The organism is Haloarcula sp. CGMCC 1.2071, assembly GCF_037078445.1.
In the GTDB taxonomy this organism is placed as follows: Archaea; Halobacteriota; Halobacteria; order Halobacteriales; family Haloarculaceae; genus Haloarcula; species Haloarcula amylolytica.
In genome coordinates this window covers 379,005-402,247 of the sequence record NZ_JAYMGY010000002.1, presented here as the reverse complement: position 1 = coordinate 402,247, position 23,243 = coordinate 379,005, and the positions used below count along the sequence as shown (strand labels likewise).

23 protein-coding genes are annotated in these 23,243 nt (G+C 65.9%); 17 read left to right on the top strand and 6 right to left on the bottom strand.

What is annotated here, in order from left to right; all coding sequences use genetic code 11:
* Positions 1–61: 61 nt before the first annotated feature.
* From VI234_RS06040 to argF, 10 genes are all read left to right on the top strand, one after another.
* Positions 62–850 carry a hypothetical protein gene (locus tag VI234_RS06040; protein WP_336329513.1) on the top strand — a complete coding sequence of 263 codons (789 nt, stop codon included), beginning with the start codon at positions 62–64 and terminating at the stop codon, positions 848–850.
* Between the two features lie 398 nt (positions 851–1,248).
* Positions 1,249–2,511, top strand: a complete 1,263-nt coding sequence (locus VI234_RS06035; protein WP_008307207.1) for an argininosuccinate synthase — start codon at positions 1,249–1,251, stop codon at positions 2,509–2,511.
* Positions 2,512–2,515: 4 nt separating this feature from the next.
* Positions 2,516–4,021, top strand: coding sequence for an argininosuccinate lyase (gene argH / locus VI234_RS06030; RefSeq protein WP_336329512.1), 1,506 nt, complete (start codon positions 2,516–2,518; stop codon positions 4,019–4,021).
* A gap of 165 nt (positions 4,022–4,186) precedes the next feature.
* Complete coding sequence (lysW, locus tag VI234_RS06025; protein ID WP_004959888.1) at positions 4,187–4,351, top strand: lysine biosynthesis protein LysW; 165 nt, start codon at positions 4,187–4,189, stop codon at positions 4,349–4,351.
* A gap of 84 nt (positions 4,352–4,435) precedes the next feature.
* Positions 4,436–5,344: a lysine biosynthesis protein LysX gene (gene lysX / locus VI234_RS06020; protein WP_336329511.1), complete on the top strand. Its 909-nt coding sequence runs from the start codon at positions 4,436–4,438 to the stop codon at positions 5,342–5,344.
* Positions 5,341–6,378 carry an N-acetyl-gamma-glutamyl-phosphate reductase gene (argC, locus tag VI234_RS06015; RefSeq protein WP_336329510.1) on the top strand — a complete coding sequence of 346 codons (1,038 nt, stop codon included), beginning with the start codon at positions 5,341–5,343 and terminating at the stop codon, positions 6,376–6,378. The genes lysX and argC overlap by 4 nt, the downstream gene beginning before the upstream one ends.
* A gap of 18 nt (positions 6,379–6,396) precedes the next feature.
* Positions 6,397–7,257: an acetylglutamate/acetylaminoadipate kinase gene (locus tag VI234_RS06010; RefSeq protein WP_336329509.1), complete on the top strand. Its 861-nt coding sequence runs from the start codon at positions 6,397–6,399 to the stop codon at positions 7,255–7,257.
* A complete protein-coding gene (locus VI234_RS06005; protein ID WP_336329508.1) occupies positions 7,254–8,381 on the top strand; it encodes an aspartate aminotransferase family protein in 1,128 nt (375 codons plus the stop codon). Before VI234_RS06010 ends, VI234_RS06005 begins: the two co-directional genes overlap by 4 nt.
* On the top strand, positions 8,378–9,439 hold the full coding sequence (locus VI234_RS06000) for a [LysW]-lysine hydrolase (protein ID WP_336329507.1): 1,062 nt from the start codon (positions 8,378–8,380) through the stop codon (positions 9,437–9,439). The genes VI234_RS06005 and VI234_RS06000 overlap by 4 nt, the downstream gene beginning before the upstream one ends.
* A gap of 1 nt (position 9,440) precedes the next feature.
* On the top strand, positions 9,441–10,337 hold the full coding sequence (argF, locus tag VI234_RS05995; protein ID WP_008307214.1) for an ornithine carbamoyltransferase: 897 nt from the start codon (positions 9,441–9,443) through the stop codon (positions 10,335–10,337).
* A gap of 75 nt (positions 10,338–10,412) precedes the next feature.
* On the opposite strand, the gene VI234_RS05990 is transcribed toward argF, so the two are convergent.
* The gene (locus tag VI234_RS05990; RefSeq protein WP_050037269.1) at positions 10,413–11,390 is read right to left on the bottom strand and encodes an orotate phosphoribosyltransferase; all 978 of its coding nucleotides are present in this window, start codon (positions 11,388–11,390) and stop codon (positions 10,413–10,415) included.
* Positions 11,391–11,832: 442 nt separating this feature from the next.
* Between VI234_RS05990 and VI234_RS05985 the strand changes: the two genes are divergently transcribed.
* The 4 genes from VI234_RS05985 (at position 11,833) to VI234_RS05970 (ending at position 15,563) form a co-directional block, all read left to right on the top strand.
* Complete coding sequence (locus VI234_RS05985; protein WP_008307216.1) at positions 11,833–12,222, top strand: helix-turn-helix domain-containing protein; 390 nt, start codon at positions 11,833–11,835, stop codon at positions 12,220–12,222.
* Between the two features lie 65 nt (positions 12,223–12,287).
* A complete protein-coding gene (gene thrC / locus VI234_RS05980; protein ID WP_336329506.1) occupies positions 12,288–13,679 on the top strand; it encodes a threonine synthase in 1,392 nt (463 codons plus the stop codon).
* 238 nt (positions 13,680–13,917) lie between these two features.
* The gene (locus tag VI234_RS05975) at positions 13,918–14,592 is read left to right on the top strand and encodes a DUF4166 domain-containing protein (RefSeq protein ID WP_008307218.1); all 675 of its coding nucleotides are present in this window, start codon (positions 13,918–13,920) and stop codon (positions 14,590–14,592) included.
* On the top strand, positions 14,589–15,563 hold the full coding sequence (locus VI234_RS05970) for a YndJ family protein (protein ID WP_336329505.1): 975 nt from the start codon (positions 14,589–14,591) through the stop codon (positions 15,561–15,563). Before VI234_RS05975 ends, VI234_RS05970 begins: the two co-directional genes overlap by 4 nt.
* A gap of 6 nt (positions 15,564–15,569) precedes the next feature.
* On the opposite strand, the gene VI234_RS05965 is transcribed toward VI234_RS05970, so the two are convergent.
* A complete protein-coding gene (locus VI234_RS05965; protein WP_336329504.1) occupies positions 15,570–15,968 on the bottom strand; it encodes a hypothetical protein in 399 nt (132 codons plus the stop codon).
* Positions 15,969–16,169: 201 nt separating this feature from the next.
* Between VI234_RS05965 and VI234_RS05960 the strand changes: the two genes are divergently transcribed.
* Entirely contained in the window at positions 16,170–17,345 is a 1,176-nt protein-coding gene (locus VI234_RS05960) for an aspartate kinase (RefSeq protein ID WP_008307221.1), read from the top strand.
* Between the two features lie 14 nt (positions 17,346–17,359).
* On the opposite strand, the gene fer is transcribed toward VI234_RS05960, so the two are convergent.
* From fer to VI234_RS05945, 3 genes are all read right to left on the bottom strand, one after another.
* Entirely contained in the window at positions 17,360–18,028 is a 669-nt protein-coding gene (gene fer, locus VI234_RS05955; protein WP_336329503.1) for a ferredoxin Fer, read from the bottom strand.
* Between the two features lie 90 nt (positions 18,029–18,118).
* The gene (locus VI234_RS05950) at positions 18,119–18,817 is read right to left on the bottom strand and encodes a metallophosphoesterase family protein (RefSeq protein ID WP_008307223.1); all 699 of its coding nucleotides are present in this window, start codon (positions 18,815–18,817) and stop codon (positions 18,119–18,121) included.
* Positions 18,818–18,893: 76 nt separating this feature from the next.
* Positions 18,894–19,502, bottom strand: coding sequence for an IMP cyclohydrolase (locus VI234_RS05945; protein WP_336329502.1), 609 nt, complete (start codon positions 19,500–19,502; stop codon positions 18,894–18,896).
* A 639-nt stretch (positions 19,503–20,141) separates the two neighbouring features.
* Between VI234_RS05945 and VI234_RS05940 the strand changes: the two genes are divergently transcribed.
* Positions 20,142–20,573, top strand: coding sequence for a universal stress protein (locus VI234_RS05940; RefSeq protein WP_008307225.1), 432 nt, complete (start codon positions 20,142–20,144; stop codon positions 20,571–20,573).
* 32 nt (positions 20,574–20,605) lie between these two features.
* On the opposite strand, the gene VI234_RS05935 is transcribed toward VI234_RS05940, so the two are convergent.
* Entirely contained in the window at positions 20,606–21,799 is a 1,194-nt protein-coding gene (locus VI234_RS05935; protein WP_336329501.1) for an inorganic phosphate transporter, read from the bottom strand.
* A gap of 157 nt (positions 21,800–21,956) precedes the next feature.
* Here VI234_RS05935 and VI234_RS05930 point away from each other — a divergent pair, with 157 nt between their 5' ends.
* Positions 21,957–23,123: a BMP family lipoprotein gene (locus VI234_RS05930; RefSeq protein ID WP_442905019.1), complete on the top strand. Its 1,167-nt coding sequence runs from the start codon at positions 21,957–21,959 to the stop codon at positions 23,121–23,123.
* The last annotated feature ends 120 nt before the right edge of the window (positions 23,124–23,243 follow it).

The window sequence follows — 23,243 nt, the reverse complement described above, 5'->3', positions numbered from 1 at the left end:
CGCTAACCCGGCATCATTGACTCCTATTTATAGGGTGTTCGGTGGTCAAGTAACGGCTATAATGAGACGAGCCACTCCGGTAGTGCTGGCAGTCGTGCTCGTGGTGAGCACGCTCGCCGCGGTGCCCGCCGCGACGATGGCACAGGAGACTGAAACGATGACCGAACAGGCCGACGAGAACGCGACGGCCCCCGGCGCACAGCTGGCGGGCGTCGTCAGCGTGCAGGAAGCTGAACTTGACGGTGAGGTCCAGTCACGGACGTTCGGGATCCGCATCGCGCAGGCGAACACTGACGACGCGAAGGCGTCTGTCGTCGCCGACCAACTGAACGACTCCGAGGAACGACTCGCGGAGCTGGAACAGCGAAAGCAGGCGCTCGCCGAGGCCCGCGAGAACGGCTCGATGAGGGAGGGCGAGTACCGGGCGAAGGCTGCACAGCTCCACGCCGAAACGAAGAACGTTCAGCGATTGGCTAACGAAACGAACGAAACCGCCAGCCAGCTCCCCGCCGAAGCCCTGGATAGGCAGGGCGTCGACGCGGCGGCAATCAAGACCCTCTCACAGCGCGCGAGCGAACTGAGTGGTCCGGAAGTCGCCGCTATCGCACAGGGTATCGCCGGGCCGAACGTCGGACAGCAGGCTCGACCTGACGCTGCCGGCGACCGCGGCGGCGATGCGGTGAACCGCTCCGAGGCAGACGACCGTCCCGGGGTCGAGCGGGAACGAACTCAGGCAGGTGAACGGACAGACGATATCGATGCCACGCCGGCCAACGAGACGGCCACCGATGGCGGTGAAACCGAGCCGCCGACCGACGTCGGGTCCGACACTGTCGACGCTGGCCAATAGCACAAAAGAAGGCGAAGATACTGTTTAACGCTCGTCACACAGCGGTCTGCGTGCCGCTACTGGCCGCTACGGGCGATGCGATGGCTACTGTGTCCATGTGTCTGGGGACCATACACACGCCACTACTAACACGGAAACTATTAGTACTCGAATCACACAGCAGGTAGTACATGACGCGGACCTCTCGCTCCACGATGCTCGCTGCGGACAGCGAGGGGTCCCTCCGTTTCTCCCCACGACGACGACCGGGCCGTTTCTAGGCCCACTACTACTTACTCTTCACTCGACAGGTTCGTTTCGTCGCTAGACGCCGTCGTCGTCGGTTCGATGGGATACTCGATCTGTTGTTCGATCGAGAAACCGACAGGCACACCACGGAACCAATTCAGAACACATCCATGCCAGAAGGAAACGGAACCGTCGCGCTCGCCTTCTCGGGCGGGCTCGACACGACAGTCTGCGTATCGCTGCTGAAAGAAGAGTACGGCTACGACGAGGTCATCGGCGTCACCGTCGATGTCGGCCAGCCCGACTACGAGTTCGAGGAGGCCGAGGAGACCGCCGAGGCGCTGGGCGTCGAACAGCACGTCGTCGACGCGACCGAGGAGTTCGCGGACCTCTGTATGGAGGCCGTCAAAGCCAACGCCGACTACCAGGGCTACCCGCTCGGGACTGCCCTCGCGCGCCCGGTCATCGCCAAGGCCATTCTCTCGGTCGCTGAAGAAGAGGGCTGTTCGGCCGTTGCCCACGGCTGTACCGGCAAGGGCAACGACCAACTCCGCTTCGAGGCCGTCTGGCGTGACTCCGACCTGGATGTTATCGCGCCGGTGCGCGAACTCGGACTCACCCGCGAGTGGGAAAACGAGTACGCCGCGGAGAAGGGCCTGCCCGTTGAGGGCGGCGACGGCGGCCGCTACTCCATCGACACGAACCTCTGGAGCCGCTCCATCGAGGGCTCCGAACTCGAAGACCCAAGCACTATCCCGTCGGACGACATCTACAAGTGGACCGACAACCCCTCCGACAAGGACGCCGAACTCGTCGAGGTCGCGTTCGAGGACGGCATCCCGGTCGCCGTCGACGGCGAGGAACTCGGCGGCGTCGAACTCATCGAGCAACTCAACGCGCAGGCGGGCGCCCACGGCATCGGCCGTACGGACATGATGGAAGACCGCATGCTCGGGCTCAAGGTCCGCGAAAACTACGAACACCCCGCGGCCACCGTCCTGCTGACGGCCCACGAGGCGCTTGAAGGCCTCGTCCTCACGCAGGAAGAGCGCCAGTTCAAGGCTCAGGTCGATCAGGAGTGGTCCCAGAAGGCCTACCAGGGTCTCGTCGACGCGCCGTTGACCGGCGCGCTCGAAGCGTTCATTGACGACACTAACGAGCGCGTCACCGGCACTGTGACGGTGAAACTCGAAGGCGGGCACTGCCGCGCCGTTTCGCGTGAATCCGACTACGCCGTCTACAGCGAGTCGGCGGCCTCGTTCAACGAGGAGGACGTCTCCGGCGGTATCACCCAGCAGGACGCGACCGGCGTCGCGAAGTACCACGGTTTCCAGTCCCGCCTCGCGAACAAGATTCTGAACGATGCGAAGAAAGGGGCCGCCGTGACGGACGGCAGCGGCGACCACGCCGCGAGCGAGGCCACGGAGGAGTAAGCGAATGAGCGACGGCGAGGACCACGAGACGGCGGACGCGAGCGCCGACTCCGGCGGTGAGGCGGTCGTCCGCCGCGACCGCTTCGCGGGCGGGCCCGCCCGGTCGTTCCTCTCCTCGCTGTCCGACGACGAGCGCATCTTCGCGGCCGACCTGGCCGTCGACCGCGCCCACGTCGTGATGCTGGCCGAACAGGAGATCATCGACCGCGAGACGGCCGGCGAGGTACTGGCCGCGCTGGCGGACGTAGAGGATGCGGGCCATGATGCGCTACCCGACGCCGAGGACGTCCACGAGGCCATCGAGAGCGCCGTCATCGAGCGCGTCGGTCCCGACGGCGGGAAGATGCACACCGCCCGCTCGCGCAACGACGAGGTGGCGGCCTGCATCCGCTACCGGCTGCGTGCGGACGTTCTGGACCTCGTCGAAACTGTCGTCGGGGCCCGCGAGCAACTCATCGAAGTGGCTCGCGCCGAGCGCGAGACGGTGATGCCGGGATACACGCATCTCCAGCCCGCCCAGCCGACGACGGTCGCCCACTGGGTACTGTCCTACGAGCAGGCGCTGCAGCGCGACACCGCACGTCTGCTCGATGCCTACGAGCGGGTCAATCAGAACCCGCTTGGGTCGGCCGCGTTCGCCGGGACGCCCTTCGATGTGGACCGCGAGCGCACCGCGGAACTGCTCGGATTCGACTCGGTGGCGGAGAACTCGATGGACGCCTCGGCGACACGCGATTTCCTCGTCGAGGCCACCAGCGCCGTCGCGACGCTGGCGACGAATCTGTCAGGGCTGGCCGAGGACGTGGTCGTGATGGCGAGCAAGGGCCACGTCGACCTCGACGACGACTACGCCTCGACGTCCTCGATTATGCCCCAGAAGAAGAACCCGGACACGCTGGAACTGGTCCGCGGTCGCACGGGCGATGCCGTCGCCGGGCTGAACGGCCTGCTGACCAATCTGAAGGGCCAGCCCCGGGCGTACAACCGCGACCTCCAGCGCGCCGGTCGCCACGCCTGGGACGCAATCGACAGCGTCACCGAGAGCACGGCGGTGGCCGCCGGCGCGGTCGCGACCGCCGACTGGCCCGCCGAGACCCTGGCGGATGCGGCCACCGATGGGTTCGCGACGGCGACCGGCGTGGCCGACCTGCTGGCGATGGCCGGCGTGCCGTTCCGGACGGCCCACGAGGTCGTCGCCGAGGCCGCCGCGCAGCTGGGTCCCGAGGAAGACGCGCCCGAGTACGAGGCGCTGTCGGCTGTCGCCGAAGACGTGCTTGGCGAACCCCTGTCAGCCTACGTCGACCGCGAGGCGCTTTCGGCCGCACTCGACCCGACCGAAAGTGTCGCGATGCGGGACTCTCGCGGCGGCCCGGCCCCCGACGCTGTTGCCGAGCAGGTGTCGGTAGCAGCGGACGCTCTCGCCGCTGACCGCGAGGTACTGGCTGACCGCCGGCAGGCTGTTTCACAGGCGGCTGACCGCCGCCAGACGGAGGTGGACCGGTATGTTTGAGCGACCACCGTCCCCTCGTGGGACAATTATACCATAATTCTGATATACGATTCAGAAACGTAGCGGATTCGGGCCTTTCACACCATTAGAGTGCTGTCTGTGTAGTAAATTTATTCTGATATGTTCGAAGGCTTTAAGTGGATCCCTGTCACAGGATGAACTACAATGGCAGAATGCATCGAGTGCGGGGCGGACGTGTCCCTGCACGACAACCTCGAAGTCGGAGAGATCGTTGACTGTGCCACCTGCGGTGCCGAACTCGAAGTCGTCGGCGCCGACCCCGTCGAGCTCGACAGCGCACCCGAGCTCGAAGAGGACTGGGGTGAGTGAGGTGTTCGCGGTGGCGCGGCGCTCGACGCCGTACGTGACCGTGGCGCTCGACGCCGCGAGCCGCGAACCCACGGAGGACTCAGTATGAAAGTCGGACTCCTCTACTCGCGCATCCGCCGGGACGAGAAGCTCCTGCTGTCGGAACTGCGCGAGCGCGACCACGAGATCGAGAAGATAGACGTTCGCAAACAGCAGTTCAACATCCACGAAGCCCCCGAGGCCTTCGAAGATTTGGACATCGTCGTCGACCGCTGTCTGGCGACCAGCCGCAGCGTGTACGCGACGAAGTTCGCGAAGGCCTACGGCGTCCCCGTGGTCAACGGGCCAGAGGTCGCCGACACCTGCGCGGACAAGGTCAACAACAGCCTCGCGCTGGAAGCGGCGGGCGTGCCGACGCCCAACACCGACGTGGCGTTCACAAAGGATGCGGCGCTGGAATCCATCGAGAAGTTCGGCTACCCCTGCGTCCTGAAGCCCGTCGTCGGCTCCTGGGGTCGCCTGATGGCGAAGATCGACTCCCGCTCGGCCGCCGAGGCCATCCTCGAACACAAGGAGACGCTCGGCCACTACGAGCACAAGATCTTCTACGTCCAGGAGTTCGTCGACAAGCCCGGTCGCGACATGCGCGTCCTGGCCGTCGACGGAGAACCCATCGCGGCGATGGTTCGCTCCTCGGACCACTGGCTCACGAACGCCGCGAAGGGCGCAGAGACCGCCGAGTTCGAACTGGACGACCGCGCACTGGAACTGGTCGAGAAGGCCTCCGACGCGGTCGGCGGCGGACTGCTCGGTATCGACCTGATGGAAGTCGGGGTGTCGCAAAGCGACACCCAGGACGCGCGCGAGTTCGAGGACTACACCGTCCACGAGGTCAACCACACCGTCGAGTTCAAGGCGCTGAACGAGGTCACCGACGTGGACGTGCCCGCGAAGGTCGTCGACTGGCTCGAACAGAAGGCGGCGACGGAAGCCGACGCCGAGGTGACAGCATGACGTACACGGCGAGTGTCGTCGGCGGCTCCGGTTTCACCGGCGGGGAACTGCTTCGCATCCTCGATGGCCACCCCGAGTTCGAACTGGCCCAGGCCACCAGCCGCTCGAAGGAGAACAAGACCATCGGGCACTCCCATCCGAACCTCCGGCACTCGGACCTGCGCTTTTCCTCGCCGGCGGACCTGGAGTCGGTCGACGTGCTGTTCGCCGCGACGCCCCACGGCGTCTCGATGGAGCAGATCGATGCCTTCCAGGAGGCCGCCGGCACGGTCGTCGACCTCTCGGCGGACTTCCGACTCGATTCGGAGGCCCAGTACGACGAGTGGTACGACGGGCACACGCGCCCGGAACTGCTTGACCAGAGCGAGTACGCCCTGCCGGAACTCAACCGCGACAATCTCGAAGGGGCCGACCTCATCGCCTCCGGTGGCTGTAACGCCACGGCGACGATTTTGGGCCTGCTCCCGCTGTTCGAAGCCGACATCCTTTCCGGCGACGAGCAGGTCGTCGTCGACGTGAAAGTCGGCTCCAGCGAGGGCGGGGCCGGCGGCGGCGAGGCATCCTCGCATCCGGAGCGCTTGGGTGTCGTCCGCCCGTACGCGCCCACGGGCCACCGCCACGAGGCCGAGATTCAGCAGTTCCTCGGTCTCGACGTGTCTTTCACCGTCCACGCGGTGGACATGATCCGCGGCGCGAGCGCGACCTGCCACGTCTTTCCGGAGGGCCCGGTTTCGAAGGGCGACCTCTGGGGGGCCTACCGCGGCGAGTACGAGGACGAACCGTTCGTCGAACTCGTCGCCGGCGGCGGTGGCGTCTACCGCTACCCTGAACCCAAGTCGGTCGCGGGGACGAACCGCGCCGAGGTCGGCTTCGAACTCGACCCCGGAAACAAGCGACTGGTCGTGTTCTCGGCCATCGACAACATGATGAAAGGGTCGGCGGGCCAGGCGGTCCACGCGGCCAACGTCGCCCTCGGCATCGAAGAGACGGCGGGCCTGGAGTTCCAGGGGCTCCACCCCGTCGGCGCACCGTAACTCCTGGAGGTTGTTTTTATGACAGTAGTTATCAAAGTCGGAGGCGCTCGCGCGGTCGACCCCACGGGGGCGCTTGCGGACGTGGCATCGTTAGTGGCCGATGGTGAGCGCGTCGTCGTCGTACACGGCGGCTCCACCAAAGTCGACGAGACGCTCGAACGGCTCGGCGTCGAGCCCGAATACGTCGAGACGCCGTCGGGCGTCGTCGGCCGGTTCACCGACGAGACCACGATGGAGGTGTTCGAGATGGCCTTCGGCCACCTGAACACCCAGCTCGTCGCCGGCCTCCAGAGCGAGGGCGTCGACGCGGTCGGACTCTCCGGCGTCGACGGCAAACTGCTCTACGGACCACGGAAGTCCGCAGTGCGGGTCGTCGAGGACGGCAAGAAGAAGATTCGTCGTGGCGACCACTCGGGGACCATCAAGCAGGTCAACGGCGACCTGCTGGAGACGCTGCTCGACGACGGGTACACGCCGGTCGCTGCGCCACCCATGGCGGGAGATGACGACGGCGAAGTGATTCCCGTCAACACCGACGCCGACCGCTCGGCCGCGGCGATTGCCGGCGAACTCGACGCGCAGTTGGTGCTGTTGACCGACGTGGAGGGCGTCTACGCGGACCCAGATGACCCGTCGACGCTCATCAAGTCGGTCGAGACGGCAAGCGACTGGGCCGCCCTCGAAGCCGCTGCTGAGGGGTTCATGGGCCGTAAAATCATGGCCGCCGAGGAGGCGCTCGACGGCGGCGCACCCGAGGTCGTGGTGGCCGACGCCAACGCCGACGAGCCGATTCTGTCGGCGCTCGACGGCGACGGGACCCACGTCCACGCGAGCGCACTCGAACAGGACACAGACCAGACAGCGACGGAGGAACAATGAGCGGATTCGTCTTCAACGAGAAACCCATCCAGATCGAACGTGGCGACGGTGCCTACGTCTACGACGACGGCGGCACAGAGTATCTAGACATGGGCGCGTCCTACGCCTGTGTCCCGCTTGGCCACGGCCATCCGGCGGTCCAGAGCGCCGTCAGCGAGCAGCTAGAGAAGATCACGTACGTCCAGGCGTCGTATCCGAACGCCGAGCGGACGGCGCTGTACGACCTGCTCGCCGACACCGCGCCGGATCCGATAGACAAGACCTGGCTCTGTAACTCCGGGACCGAGGCCAACGAGGCCGCGCTGAAGTTCGCCCGGTCGGCGACGGGGGACTCGAAAATCGTCGCGACGATGCAGGGCTTCCACGGCCGGACGATGGGCGCGCTGGCGACGACGTGGAAGAACAAGTACAAGAAGCCCTACGAGCCGCTCATCGGCGACGTGGAGTTCGTCCCCTACGACGACAGCGAGGCGCTGGACGAGGCCGTCGACGAGGACACGGCCGCGTTCATCGTCGAACCGGTCCAGGGCGAGGGCGGCATCAACCCGGCCTCGGACGGCTATCTCGAAGCCGCACGGGAGATCACCGAGGACGCCGGGGCCGCACTCATTTTCGACGAGGTCCAGACCGGGATGGGCCGGACCGGTGCGCTGTGGAACTCACAGCGTGCCGCCGTCGCGCCGGACATGATAACCGCGGCGAAGGGGCTGGGCAACGGCCTCCCCGTCGGCGCGACGCTGTGTCGGGACTGGATCGCCGAGAACTACGGCTCCCACGCCTCGACGTTCTCCGGCGGGCCGGTCATCTCGGCGGCCGCCGGCGCGACCGTCTCGACCGTCATCGACGACGATGTTCCAGCAAACGCCGCCGCGATGGGCGATTACCTCCAGACGGAACTGGAGGCTGCCATCGGCGACGAGGTGCGGGACATCCGCGGCGAGGGCCTGATGATCGGCGTCGAGGTCGGCCGCGGCGCGAACGCGGCCCTGAAGAAACTCGCGCTGAACCACCAGGTGCTCGCGCTGCCGGCCGGCCGCACGGTCGTCCGCCTGCTTCCGCCGTTGACCATCGACGAGTCCCACGCCGACGCCGTCGTCGACGCGATGGCGGAGGTGGTGGAATGAGCGAAGCCGCGAGCCGCGAGGCCGACACGGAGGCCCGCGACCTCCTCGAAGCGGTCGTCCGCACCCCGTCGGTCTCGCGGAACGAGGCCGAGGCGGCCGAACGGCTGGCGGAGTTCTTCGAGGCCCACGACCGCGAGGTGTACCTCGACGAGGTCGGCAACGTCCGCGCGCCAGCCGACGACGGCGTCTTGCTCACCTCCCACATCGACACTGTCCCGGGTGACATCCCGGTACGCGTCGAGGAAACTGACGAGGGCGACGTGCTGTGGGGCCGCGGCAGCGTCGACGCGAAGGGGCCGCTGTGTGCGATGGCCGTCGCGGCCGTCCGCACCGGCGCTTCCTTTGTCGGCGTCGTCGGCGAGGAAGTCGACTCGAAGGGGGCCCGCTATCTGGTCGAGGACCGCGAGACAGCACCCGACGCCGTCATCAACGGCGAACCCTCCGGCTGGGAGGGCATCACGCTCGGCTACCGCGGCCTGCTGGCCGGAACGTACGTCGCCACCAGCGAGTCCGGCCACTCCTCGCGCCCGGAGAACAACGCGATTCAGGACGCTATCGACTGGTGGTCGGCGGTCGACGACGAGTTCGAGACGGACGAGTGGCACCCGGTCTTCGAACGGGTCACCTGCAAGCCCGTCGACTTCAAGGGCGGCACGTCCAGCGACGGACTGAGCGTCGAAGCGACGATGGACGTGCAACTTCGGGTCCCGCCGGAGTACAGCACTGACGAGATCCGGGAAATCGCAGACGGGTTCCTCGAGAACGGGACGGTCAACTGGGACGACAAAGTCGAACCGGTGATGCAGAGCCCCCGGACCAGCGCCGCCCGGGCGTTCCGGGCCGCGATTCGGCAGGCGGACGGCGAGCCCACGTTGCTTCGCAAGACCGGCACCAGCGACATGAACGTCTACGCGAAGGCGTGGGACTGTCCGATGGTGACCTACGGGCCCGGCGACTCCGACCTCGACCACGCACCGAACGAGCACCTTCCGCTCGACGAGTACGACCGCTCCGTCGCGGTGCTCGAAACCGCGACCGAACGCCTGCTGGAGGACTGACATGGACATACTCGACGTCGACGACCTCACGACCGACGAACTGGCGACCGTCCTCGACCGCGCCGCGGCCATCAAGGCCGACCACGGCGGGGGGAGCCCGAGCGACCTGCTGGATCAGCAGACGCTCGGCATGATATTCGAGAAGCCGTCGACACGAACCCGGGTCTCCTTCGAGACGGGGATGACGCAACTGGGCGGCCACGCCGTGTTCCTCGGCCCCGACGACATCCACCTGGGCCACGGCGAACCGGTCAAGGACACCGCCCGCGCGCTCGGGCGCTACGTCGATTTCATCATGGCGCGCGTGTTCGACCACGCCGATGCCGAGGAACTGGCCGAATACGCCGAGGTCCCGGTCATCAACGGGCTGACCGACGATGCCCACCCCTGCCAGACACTCGCCGACCTGTTGACCATTCGCGAGCAGTTCGGCGACTTCGAGGACGTGTCCGTGGCGTGGGTCGGCGACGGCAACAACGTCTGCCAGTCGTTCGTCATCGGCGCGGCGATGGTCGGTCTCGACCTCACCGTCGCCACGCCGAAGGGCTACGGCATTTCCGACGACGTGGCCGACCGCGCCGCCGCCTTCGGCAACGCGCCCGAAACGACTCACGACCCCGACGCTGCTGTGGCTGACGCCGACGTGGTGTACTCCGACGTGTGGGTCAGCATGGGGCAGGAGGACCAGCGCGGCCGGAAACTCGAAGACTTCGAGGGGTTCCAGATCACGACGGACCTGCTGGAAGACCGGCCGTTCATGCACTGCCTGCCCGCCCACCGCGGCGAGGAGGTCACCGACGACGCCATTGAATCGGACAACGCCATCGTCTGGGCGCAGGCGGAGAACCGCCTGCACGCGCAGAAAGGGCTGCTCGTGTGGCTGTCTGAGCAGGCGTAGACCGTTCCGAGCGGAGCGAGGGGCGGCGTTTTCCCACCGAAAGACTCGTTTCGCTCCGCTCAGCAAAAACGTGGCCTAGAGAAACACCGACGAGGCCCGCTTGACGAAGTCCACTGGGTCTGACCTGAGCTGGTCGACGTACCTGAGCGGGTCGGACTTGACGGCTTCGATGGACATCCGACCGTTTCTGGCGACGCGGGTCAGATACCCCTGCTGGAGCATTCGGTTTTGCTCCTTGCTGTAGACTGGTTTGTTCGTCTGCATAGCGATCGTTCGGGCCTGGGAGTGTGAGCTCTCGATGAACAGCTTGGCGTCCGAAGATCCGTACACCTCGGCCTTGTACTCGCCGTGGTTGCCCGCGGCGACCCGCGTAGCCTTGTCCGGGTACTGCATCATCACCAGTTCGTCGTACTCGATTCCGTGCTCGTCGAGCCAGGCGGCGGTCTCGCTGCGATACTTCTCCAGTCGGCAGGTGACGATCTGCCCGATTTCCACCGAGGGAACACAGATCGGGTCGACAGTCGAGATAAACTCCCGGTATTTCGGCCCGTCGTCGTTCTCTTCGGGCGTCGGATCGCGACAGAGGATGCCGTCAAGGTCGACGCAGGAATCCACGAGGAAGTCGTGGTGCATCATGTTCCACTCGAATACCCTCGGGAACGGTAGGGTCTGGGCGTAGGTATCGACGAACCGCTCGGAACCCTCGTCCACGTACACAGCGCCGTAGTACACGTCCGCGGACAGATCAAACCCGTCAATGGTCGACTGCGCATCGGTCATTTCGCTCCCGGTGTAGACGGTGTCGTCGACGACCAGTATCGTCGAGAACTCCGAGAGGTCGAACTCACCGTCGTACCGTTCCCCCGTCTGTAGGAGTCTGCCCTCCCGCAACCCGTCGATATCCGTCATCGGGAGATTGAGATGCAGCGAAAGTAAGTTTGACACTAGCATCCCGCTTCTCGGTATTCCGACGATCAGATCCAGGTCGTCTGGTAGATCGACGATCCACTCCTGCGTATCAGCACTGAGGTGGTCGAAACTCCTGTAGTTCATTGGTTTCTGGGATCGGGAAGTATTAGCATCCTCGTCGTAGCTCGGACACCACGAGGAGAAATGCGCTTATTTCTTTTAAAGTGACATTAGCCGGTGAGTATTAATGCTTTTGATATGTACTTCGACGAGACATTCTTATGCGGATATAGGTGATCTGTGGCAGCTCTGGTTCGTATGAGGACAATCTCCACCCGAAACAGCACCCTTTTCGATGTATTCGGCATTGTTTCACACAGTACTAGTTACTATTGGAATCCTGCTAGCTGGTCCCTCTAGCTGAAACAGTAACTATCCCTATATATTCGACAACTGTTCACAGGGGTCTGTTTCCCGAGCCGCTGCCGACAGCTCGGAACCGGATGGAAGCGGACAGCGACGATTCCGTCGCGGTGAGGTTGAGGTAACGACCCAGTTTATCCGGGTTGGAATAATACAGAGGGGTATGTCTGTCAACCCCTCTCCGGACCAGTTCCACGAGCTGATGGTCGACGACGAACCGAACCTCTCGGACGTGATGGCCTGTGTTTTCGGCGTTCAGGAACACGAAGTACGGACGTACCAGACATTGCTTGAGACTCCTGCAAGCACCGTCGAGGAACTCGCTGACGAACTCGGTCGGGACCGCTCGAACGTCAACCGGTCGCTGTCGACGCTCCGGGAGAAGGGGCTCGCGACGCGGAAACGACGGTTGCTCGACGGCGGCGGCCACGTCTACCAGTACGCCGCGACACCGCTGTCGGAGGCCCGTGAACTGATGCACGAGACCCTCGACGAGTGGACTGCCGCGGTCCACCACCGCATCGACGAGTTCGACGCCAGCCCCAGCGAGTGACAGCCTCCGTGCCGTGAGTGCCGGTGGTATGGCCGACAACCGTCCGACTTTTGCCCACTGGGAGCATGGTCCCGACAATGGCTGACCTGCAACTCACCGACGACGTGCCGCCGGTTGCCGACGACGGCGTCTGGCTGGCCTGTATCGAGTGTGGTGAGACGTTCGCTCCCTTCGACGCGATTCGCTACACCTGCGACGACTGTGACGGTCTGCTCGAGGTCCGCTACGACGACCTGCCGACCTTCGACGAGTTCGAGGGGTCGGGGGTCTGGCGGTACAACGCCGCCCTGCCCTTCGAAGAGGGTGTCACGCTCCCCGAGGGTGACACGCCGCTGCACGAGATGCCGCGCCTGAAAGACGACATCGGCGTCGACGCGCTCCGCGTGAAACACGAGGGGATGAACCCCACCGGCTCGTTCAAGGACCGCGGCATGACCGTCGGTGTCCGGGTCGCCCAGGAGGTCGGCGTCGACCGACTGGCCTGTGCCTCGACGGGCAACACCTCCGCGGCGCTTGCGGCCTACGGCGCTCGCGGCGGGATGGAGACGCTCGTCCTCCTGCCCGCCGGGAAGGTCGCGGCCGGCAAGATCGCACAGGCGAGCCTCCACCGCGCGCGCATCCTCGAAGTCGACGGCAACTTCGACCAGTGTCTCGACATCGTGCAGGACCTCGCACAGCGCGGTGAGGCCTATCTCCTCAATTCGCTGAATCCCTTCCGTCTGGAGGGCCAGAAGACCATCGGGCTGGAGATCATGGAGGAGTTCTACGCCGACCACGGCGAGTATCCGGACCGCATCGTCCTGCCGGTCGGCAACGCCGGCAACACCGCGGCGCTGTACAAGTGCTTCCGCGAACTCGTCAAGGCCGGCGCAATCACCGAAGATCAGGTGCCCAAACTCACCGGCGTCCAGGCCGAGGGGGCCGCCCCGATGGTCGAGGCCATCGAGAACGGGTACGAGGACACCCGCCGCTGGGAGGACGTGGAAACCCGCGCGACCGCCATCCGCATCGGCAATCCGGTCAACGCGCCGAAGGCGCTGCCGGGCATCCGGGAGACCGGCGGCACCGCCGTCGCCGTCTCCGACGAGGAGATCACCGAAGCGCAGCGCGACATCGCTGGGGAGGGCGTCGGCGTCGAACCGGCTTCCGCGGCATCCGTCGCCGGCCTCCGGAAACTCCGGCGCGAGGGCGAGGTCGGTAGCGACGAGTCGGTCGTCTGCCTGACCACGGGCCACCTGCTCAAAGACCCCGAGGCGGCCGCCGAGGCCGGGAACGAGCCGGAGCCGGTCGAAAACAGTACCGAAGCCGTGCTGGACCTCATCGAAGAACCGTCGTCGGTCGCCCAGACGGTTCGCCGACAGGCGTCGAAGGCCGCCGACGCGCCGCTGGTCCCGGCGCTGGTCGCCGGCGGCCTCGGCGTCGCGTACCTCTACCGAAAGTTCCTCTCGAAGAAGTAACGCCGGCGAGCGCGGTCGCAAACCGCTCCGCGGCTGTACTGATGCCTCCGGCGGAAAACTGACTGCACCGGCGCTCCGTTCGATATTTTCCTGCCACCTACCCAGTAGAAATATCTATCTGCCACGGAAATAGCGAGCCGATGGACGAACGGACCCGTGGTGCGACGGGAGCGCCGTACCGGACCACTGCCGTCGAGACGCCGCTTGTACTGGCGACGCCACCGGCTCGGGTGGTGCTGTGACGGGCGTCTACGAACGGGCGCTGGGCGAGGCCGCGGCCGACCTCCATCCGAAGGTCCGCGACCGCTACAGTCTCGGCCCCGACGACGGGACCGTCTGTGTCGGCCGCGGCGAGATGGACATCACCCGCGGAACGCTGGTGCTGCCCGCGCTGTACGCGATGACGACGCAGAATATGCTGTTTCCCGAAGCCGGCGAGGACGTGCCGTTTTCGGTGACGACGGTGGCCTACACGACCGATGGCGGTCACGAGGCCATGACGACCCGCCGCGCGTTCGACTTCGGCGACACTACCCGCCTGTTCGACTCGCTGACCGTGTGGGACGCCGAGGCCGGGCGGCTGCTCGACTTCCTGGGGACCCACGGGCGAATCGCCAGTGAACTCCACCCGCGGGTCGAGGACGGTGCGCTCGTGGTGGCCGGCGGCCGGCAGTGGGCTCGGCTGGGTAATCGGTACGTTCCTCTGCCGGGGCCGCTGGCCGCCGATGTCGAGGTGCGCGACCGCTACGACGAGACCGACGAGCGGTACCACGTCACCGCGACCGTCGAGAACGACCTCGTGGGCCACATGCTCGGCTACCGCGGGACGTTCACACAGGAGCAGACCAGCGGTGACGGGACGCCCGACGACCTTCGAATCGTCCGCGGGCTCGACCGGCTCCCGCCGCGATGAGCGACCGCGCCGGCGGGTCCCGGCAGCCAGCGCCCGGCAGCGTCGCCCAGCCGACAATCGGGAGCATTGCCGTGGCGGACCTGAGCGCGGCGCTCGGGGCGGCGGCCTGGCTGGCGCTGACTGTCGCTGGCGAACTGACCGCCATCGAACGGGCGCTCGCACTCGCGCCGCTCGTGCTGGTCCCGCTCGCGCTCCGAACGGCGGCGACCGGGGCGTTTGAGGGGGCTGCGAGTCGACTCACGACCGCGACCATCTGGCTTCAGCCGGTCGGCGCACTCCTGTTTGCGGTATCGCTACTCGTCCCGTCCCCGTCCCCCCTGGCCGCCGGGCTCGCAACACCGTGGCTGGCCGTCACCGGTCTCCTCGGACTCGCCGCGCTTGCACGGACGCGGGTTCGAGGCGACCTGACGCTCCCGGAGACTGCTATCGACGCCGGCTTCGCCTACGTCTCAGTCGGTGCGGTCGCACTCCTGCTCGCACATCTCGACTTGACGTTCTGGTTCGACCGCGTTATTATTCGACTGACGGCGGTCCACTTCCACTACGCCGGGTTCGTCCTCCCGGTTGCGGCGGGACTGACCGGACGACACCTCGGTGACCGCTCGCGGGGATTCCGCACCGTTGCGGGTGTCATCCTCGTCGGCCCGGCGCTCATCGCGGTCGGCATCGCCTTCTCGCCGCTGGTGGAGGTCGTCGCAGTGAGTCTCTTCACCGTCGCCGTCGCGGCCTTCGGCGTCGTGGTCCTGCGTCGCGTCGCCCTCACCTGCCCTCGACCGCAAGGGGTCTTGCTTGGCATCGCGGCTGTGGCGCTCCCGATTTCGATGGCGCTCGCGCTCGGCTACGGGGTGTCGACGTTCACCGGCCGCTCGCTGGGTCTGACGATTTCGACGATGGTCGCGCTCCACGGCTCGCTCAACGCCTTCGGGTTCGGGCTGTGTGCGACGCTCGGGTGGCGGCTCTCGGTCCAGTGACGCCGGTCAGTGCTCCGCTCGCTCCGGCTCTAACCGGTAGCGCGTCGTCTCCTGTCCGTCGAACCGGGGGCCGTTTCCGGTGGAGGTGAACCCGACCGTCTCGACGGCGGCCCGGACTTCTGACTCGTCTTCCGGCAGCAGTAGCTCCACGGACATGTGTTCCCGGCGCGCGAACTCGATAGGGTCGGTCAGGAGTACTTCGCAGGCGTCGCTCGACCCGGCCAGCTGCGTTACGTGGACGGTCCCACGCTCGGCGTCGAAGCTCACGAACCCCACGATGTCGTCGTTCTCTTCGGCCACGCGGACGGTGCGGTCGTGAACGAGGTTCTGCATTACGTCCGGCGGCCCGTCAGCGAGGGTGGCCAGTCGCTCGGCGTCGTCCTCGATAGCGTCGCGGATATCCATGCATATGTGTGGGAACCCCACGCAAATAAACGGTGTGTCGGACGCTTCGGGTCGCGTTCGCTTCCGTAGCAATAGGTCGTCACGCGACGGACTCTGTCGGGTCCTGCCGACAGTGCGGTGTGGAAACAGATGGACACAGTTATCCCGAGTGACGGATAACGCGAGGGCAATGACTCACGTACACATGGACACGGTGGTAGCATGCGCGTAGTCGCCAAGTTCGGTGGGACGAGCCTCGGCAGCGGCGACCGCATCAACCGGGCCGCTGACTCGATTGCTGCGGCCGTCCAGCAGGGCCACGAGGTCGCGGTCGTCGCCTCGGCGATGGGCAACACGACCGACGAACTGCTCGACGAGATCAACTACGACGCCGACTCCGCGGACCGCGCCGAAATCGTCTCGATGGGCGAACGGACCTCCGTCCGGATGCTCAAAGGGGCACTCGCCGCCCGCGGCATCGAGGCCGTCTTCCTCGAACCCGGCAGCGAGGACTGGCCGATCATCACCGACGAGTACGGCGAGGTCGACGTCGAGGAGACACAGAAGCGCGCCCACGCGCTGGCCGGCCAGCTCAAGGACGTCGTCCCGGTCATCACCGGCTTCCTGGCACAAGACTATCAGGGCAACGTGACGACGCTCGGCCGCGGCGGCTCCGACACGAGCGCCGTGATGATGGGCGACTACATGGACGCCGACGAAGTCGTCATCGTCACCGACGTCGAGGGTGTCATGACCGGGGACCCGCGTGTCGTCGAAGGCGCACGGAACGTCGGCAAAATCTCCGTCGACGAACTCCGTTCGCTGTCGTTCCGCGGGGCCGAGGTGGTCGCGCCGTCGGCGCTGTCGTACAAGAGCGACGATCTCGGTGTTCGCGTCGTCCACTACCAGCACGGCGACCTGCTCGCCGGTGGCACGTCCATCGAGGGCGAGTTCCAGAACCTCATCGACCTGCAGGAACAGCCCATCGCCTGCGTGACCGTCGCCGGCCGCGCTATCCGGAACAGTCCGGGCATCCTCGCGGACCTGGCCAGCGCTATCGCCGACGAGGAGATAAATATCGAGGCCAACTCCTCGGGAATGGACTCGCTGACGTTCTACGTCGACGAAGACGACGCCGAGGAAGCCGAAGCACTGCTGCACGCCCGTATCGTCGACGACGAGACGCTCTCGTCGGTCACCGTCGAGGACGATATCGCCGTCATCCGTGTCACCGGCGGCGATCCGAGCCAGTCGGCGCTCGCCCATCAGGTCGTCGCACCGCTGGCCGACGCTCACATCCACCTCTACGACGTGATCACGTCCGCGACGTCGGTCTCGGTGTTCGTTCCGTGGGAGGACCGCGAACAGGCCCTCTCGCTCGTACAGGACGTGTTCTGACCGCTGGGTTCTTTTTAATCGGTCGAGGAGGCCTGCTCGAACCGACTCGCGGGCAGCAGGAGTTCGCTGACTTCGGGAAGGTGTTTCAGGTTGTAGACGATCCTCGCGTCGTCAGACACCGGTGCGGCGATACACGAGAGCCGAATCCCCTTCTCGGTGAGGTCCGGCGGGAGAATGTGGCTCGCCGGCGACGGCATCTCGCCCTCGACGACCGCGACGGCACAGTTCGTACACGCGCCGCCGCGACAGGCAAAGGGCCACGCGAAACCGTTCTTCTCGGCCGCTTCCAGCAGCGTGTCGTTCGGATCGACGTAGAACCGCCCGAAATCAGACGACCGCAGGTTCGCGTCGGCGGCTTTCTCGAACAGGTCATCGTCTTCGAGCGCCCAGCCGTGGTCCTCCAGCACCTCGAAGTTGAGAAACTCCACCAGCGGGTCGTCCGGTTCCGGCGGGGCTTGCTCGGTCTCGGACCCGGGTTCGGCCGTCGGTGACTCGTCCGGCAGCGGGTCCCCGGGCTCGTAGCCGTTCTGCAGTCGCTCGTAGGCGTCTTTGATCGCCTGGAACTCCTCCGTCGAGCCGCCCTGGTCCGGGTGGGCTTCCTTCACCCGCTCGCGGTACGCATCGACGATCTCCCCGTCGTCCGCGTCCGGCGGAATTCCGAGGACCTCGAATGGGGACTCCACACCACACGGTAGCGGTCACGGACATAAATTCCCTCCTCCCGCTGCAGTTTCTGCAGGCTGCCGGCAACAGGCGACGTACACTCCCTGTGGCTACCGGCCCTGCGTCAACCGGAAGCCGATTTGCCGCGGCAGGTCAGCGTCGGTAACCGCGTCGATGACCTCGCTCGTGTCGTAGGCCACGCGGTGCTCCTCGACAGTCAGGTCCGCGAGGTCGAGCACGGCGTAGGCCGCCCGGTGGTCCTTGTCGCGGGGCTGGCCCACGCTGCCGGGGTTCATCACGATGCCGTCCTCGTACACCTCGTGGTGTTGATGGTGTGTGTGCCCCATCACGAGTACGTCCTCGTCGCCCAGCAGGTCCGGGCCGAACTCCTCGGGGTAGGTGTAGTGGTCCGGGTCGTCAGGGTGGCCGTGGACGAGTTTTACCCGGTCGTCACAGACGCGGCGCTCGTCGGGCAGCGCCGCCAGCCACTCGATCTGCTCGTCGGATAACTGCTCCGTGGCGTGTTCGACGCCGGCCTGTGCCATCCCGTTGAACGCGAACGGCGTCTCGGCGGCGACCGCTCTGTCGTGGTTGCCCATCACCGTCGGGACTTCTTCGGTCGGCCAGGGAACGTCCGCTGGGAGCCCATCGGTGTGCCCCCGCATCGCGTCGACACAGTCGGCGTGCCAGGGGTTGTAGCCGACCACGTCGCCCGCACAGACCAGCCTGTCGACCGGCGGCATGTCCGCAAGCACCGCCGCTAGCGCCACCCGATTGCCGTGGATATCAGAGAGTATGCCGAGTTTCATTGCTAGTGTCTACCCCCTGTGGGGTCTTGAGTGTCGGTCCTGACTCAGTATCTGTGCCCGCTGTGCGGCCATCCGCTCACTCCCCGTTGTACACTGCCACGTCGAACTCGCCCGCTGACCCCGCGACGCCGGCCGAACAGACGGCGTGCTCGTACTCGTGGTCGTACACCTCGCGGGCCACCTCGCCGGCCTCGGTCGCAGCCAGGTCGAACGCCGTCGGGCTGTTCTCCTCGTAGGTCGCCACCAGCGTCGGCTCGGTGACCTCCTCGACCAGCAGCGCGTCTCGGCGGACGGTCCCGATGACCGCTCCCGGCCCGTCGGCGTTGGTCGTCGGGTCCGCCCCGTCGACGCCGACGATGCCGGCGACCCGTGGCGTGTCGTAGTCGTCCTTCTCGAAGTCGAGCGAGAGGAGCGGCTCCGCGATAGCGTCCCGTGCCGGATAGCCGAGTTCGAGCTTCTCCGCGATTGGGTCGACGTGGGAACCGTTGCCGACGACCGCGCCGTGCTCAGTGACGCGGACGCCGTTGTAGGAGATGTATGGGTTGTCCGTCTCCGGGGCGTCCGGCGTCGGCTCGACGGTCACCGTGCCGTCGCGCTGTACTGTCTGGCGGTTGGGGAACGAGCGCGAGGAGACGCGGTACGCGCCGACCTCGGGACTGACGACGACGAATCGTCCAACGTACATATGCGGGTGTGCACAGCACCCCGAAAAAGCGCTGTCGATGTTCGGCTCCGCGGGGTTCCACCTGAAGTGAGAGTGGGGAGCGGATTTGAGGGCTGGTGGCATACGACATACGGCGATGAATCGCGCAACGCTTACAAAGGGGCACCCGATACTGTAGAGTGCGCACAGTCCATTGGGGTAGAGGCCAATCCTGAAGCCTTCTGGGGGCTTCGACCCTGGTTCGAATCCAGGATGGACTACTCTTGTCGCGAACAATCCGTGAGCGACAGTGTCGTGATTAGTGGATTCGAACCCCGCCAGTCGCGCGCAGCGAAGCGAGCACGTCTGGCTCCGGTTCGAATCCAGGATGGACTACTCTTGTCGCGAACAACCCGTGAGCGACAGCGTCGTGATTAGTGGATTCGAGCCCTGGAAGACGAGCGAAGCGAGTCTTCCTCCGGTTCGAATCCAGGATGGACTATTTCTGCGGCGAGCAAACTGGCGAGCCGCGAAATCGTAATTACTGATTCGAAACCTACCAGTCGCACACAGCGAAGCGAGTCTTCCACTGGTTCGAACTCATGTGGGACGGGCTTGACACACATCTGGCAAGCGCCGGCTTGCCCGTGGCTACTTGTAGCTTCCTGCCAGAGAGAACATATGGCACCGACGCACGTCCTCGTCCCGCTGGACGGCTCACCGCTGGCTGACGAGGCGCTGACGTACGCGCTGGAGACGTTCGACTGTCGGATTACGGTCCTGAACGTCGTCGCGCCGCTCGATACGGGAATGAGTGAAGGTGGGATGCTCGAACCGGGCGCGGATCGCCGGGCGGCGGCCGACGAGCGGGCCGCGACTCTCGTCGACCGGGCGTCACAGCAGGCCAGCGAGGCCGGTCAACAGGTCGAGACGGCCGTCGAGACCGGTAATCCAGCCGAAACGATCCTGGACTACGTCGAGGCGGTCGACGTGGACCAGGTGGTGATGGGTGGTCACGGCGGGACGCGAAACGAGATCGCCCGGCGGTTGCTCGGGACCGTTGCGACGGCGGTCGTCAGCGAAGCGCCGGTGACGGTGACGGTCGTCCGGTAGCCGTCGACCCGGAGACAGCACGCGGGACCGTCTCAGGCCTGGCTGCCGAGGGCCGCTTCCAGCACCTGATACACGCCGAAGCCGAGCGCGACGCTGGTGACGAGCGTGATGAGCCAGAACCCGACAGTCACGCCGATCTTCCGGCGCGAGACACCAGCGGAGCCACCGGCCAGGCCGCCGCCGATGACCCCGGAGATGATGATGTTGTTGAACGAGATGGGGATGCCCAGCGCGATGGCGGCCTGTGCGATGATGAACCCGGGAACCAGTGCGGCGATTGAGCGCCGGACGCCCAGCTGTGCGTACTCGCGGGAGGTCGCCTGTAGCAGGCGGGGCGCGCCCATCCACGCACCCCCAAGGATACCCACCGCACCGAGTGCCAGCAACACGAACCCGGGCAGGCCGAGTTCGGCGCGGTAGAGGTTCTCCAGTGGTCCGGTCGCGAGGCCGACCTGACTCCCGCCACTGGAGAAGGCGACGACGCTGCCGAGAACGACGAGAAAGGTCTTGATACCCTTGTCGACGGAGGCCTGGGTCTGCAGGCGGATGTAGTAGAAGCTCCCGGCGGCAACCAGCAGCGTCGCGGCGACGGCGGCGATATCCGTTCCGGTGACCATCGCGGCGAAGCCGGCCAGCGAGCCCTGGTCGGTGCCGGCCGGCGACGGGATGATGCTCAACTGGACGTTGGCGACGATACCGCCGACGACGCCGGCGAGTAACGGGACTCCGACCGTCTCGGGGATGTCGTCCCGGCGCAACACGGTCGCGGTGAGATAGGCCAGGCTCCCCGACACTGGCGGGACGAGCAGCCAGAACGTGACGATGCGGCGGTAGGTGTCGAAGACCGGCTGGCCGCCCAGCGAGAGCCCGACGCCGACCATCGCGCCCGTCGTTGCGAACGCCGCCGGAACGGGGTAGCCCGAGTAGATCCCGAACGCCATGAACCCCGTCGCGGTCAACAGGCCGGCAATGGCCGCGAGCGATGTGATGGCGACACCGTCGATGAGGCCGGCTCCGACTGTCTCGGAGATACTCCCGCCCTGGGTCAGTGCGCCCAGCGCGGCGAGGATGCCGATCATGAAGGCGGCACGCATCGTCGAAATGGCGTTCGCGCCGATAGCCGGGGCGAAGGGCGGCGAGTTGCTGTTCGCACCGAGTGTCCAGGCCGTCACCAGCCCGGTGAGCGTCGCGAGGGCGACCAGCGCCCCGAAGACGACGGTAGTCACCGCGTGCTGGGGCCCGTCAGGGCCTGCCAGTTGCTGCTGTGTGAACGCGACCAGACTGTCATTGCCAGCCGTTCACACCCAGTACATAAAATGTCCGCGGCGTCGGTATCGACAGCTGATCGGCCCGCCTTGCCATGATTTGTCGCCGATGTGGCTAATGTGCGACACCGAAGTCTTTAACGCCTATCGACACCGCTGGTGGGACATGTCACAGCGGAGACGCACGTTCATCAGTAGTGTTGGTACCGCAACTGCAATCGGGTTAGCCGGATGCCTCGGTGGCGATGGCGGGGACGGCGGCGGAGGCGACGGCGGGGACACCGACAGCGATGGCGGGGACGGCGGCGACAGCGGCCCGGCCGCTCGTGTCGGAATGGTGTACGCGACGGGCGGGCTCGGTGACGGGTCGTTCAACGACCAGGCTCAGACCGGCGCTATCCGGGCGGCAGACGAGCTGAGTATCGAATACGACGAGTCTCAGCCGGAAGCGGTACAGGACTTCGGCAGCCTCCAGCAGCAGTACGCGCAGTCCTCGAACCCGGACTACGACCTCGTCTGCTGTATCGGCTTCCTGCAGGCGGACGCCCTTACAGAAACCGCCGAACAATACCCGGACCAGAACTTCATGATCGTCGACTCCGTCGTCGAGGCGGACAACGTCGGCTCGTACGTGTTCGGTGAGCATCAGGGCTCGTTCCTCATCGGACTGATGGCCGCTAAGCTGACCAGTCAGGACTTCTCGGCTGGAGCCGGATCCACGCAGGGTGACTCCGCGAGCGTCGGCTTCGTCGGCGGCGTCGAGGGTGACCTCATCGGCCGCTTCGAAGCCGGCTACAAAGCCGGCGTCAAGCACGCGGAGGAGGACGTCGAGGTACAGTCGGCCTACGTCGGCGACTTCAACGACCCCTCCGGCGGACAGGAGGCGGCCCTCTCGATGTACGAATCCGGTGCGGACATCGTCTACCACGCGGCCGGCAACACCGGGACTGGCGTGTTCCGTGCGGCGCAGGAGGCGGGGCGCTTCGCAGTCGGCGTCGACCGCGATCAGTCAGTCACGAAAGAGAACTTCAGTGACGTCATCCTCGCGAGTATGGTCAAACGCGTCGACAACGCGGTGTACACGTCGGTCGAATCGGTCGTCAACGACAACTTCGATGGCGGTGCCGTGAACACGCTCGGTCTCGAACAGAACGGTGTCGAAGCGGTGTACGGCCAGCAGATCGGCTCGGAGATCCCACAGGGCGTCAAAGACGAGGTGTCCGAGGTCCGCCAGAGCATCATCGACGGCGACATCAGCGTGCCGACTGACCCCGACAATGCCTGAGACGGATTGTTAAAGCGATTTGTCGATCTGTTCCGCCCCGCGGTCGGAATTATCCGAAAATAATATACAACAACCCGTCCCAGTCACCGCGGCCACACACGCAGTTGCCGCATATTTTTG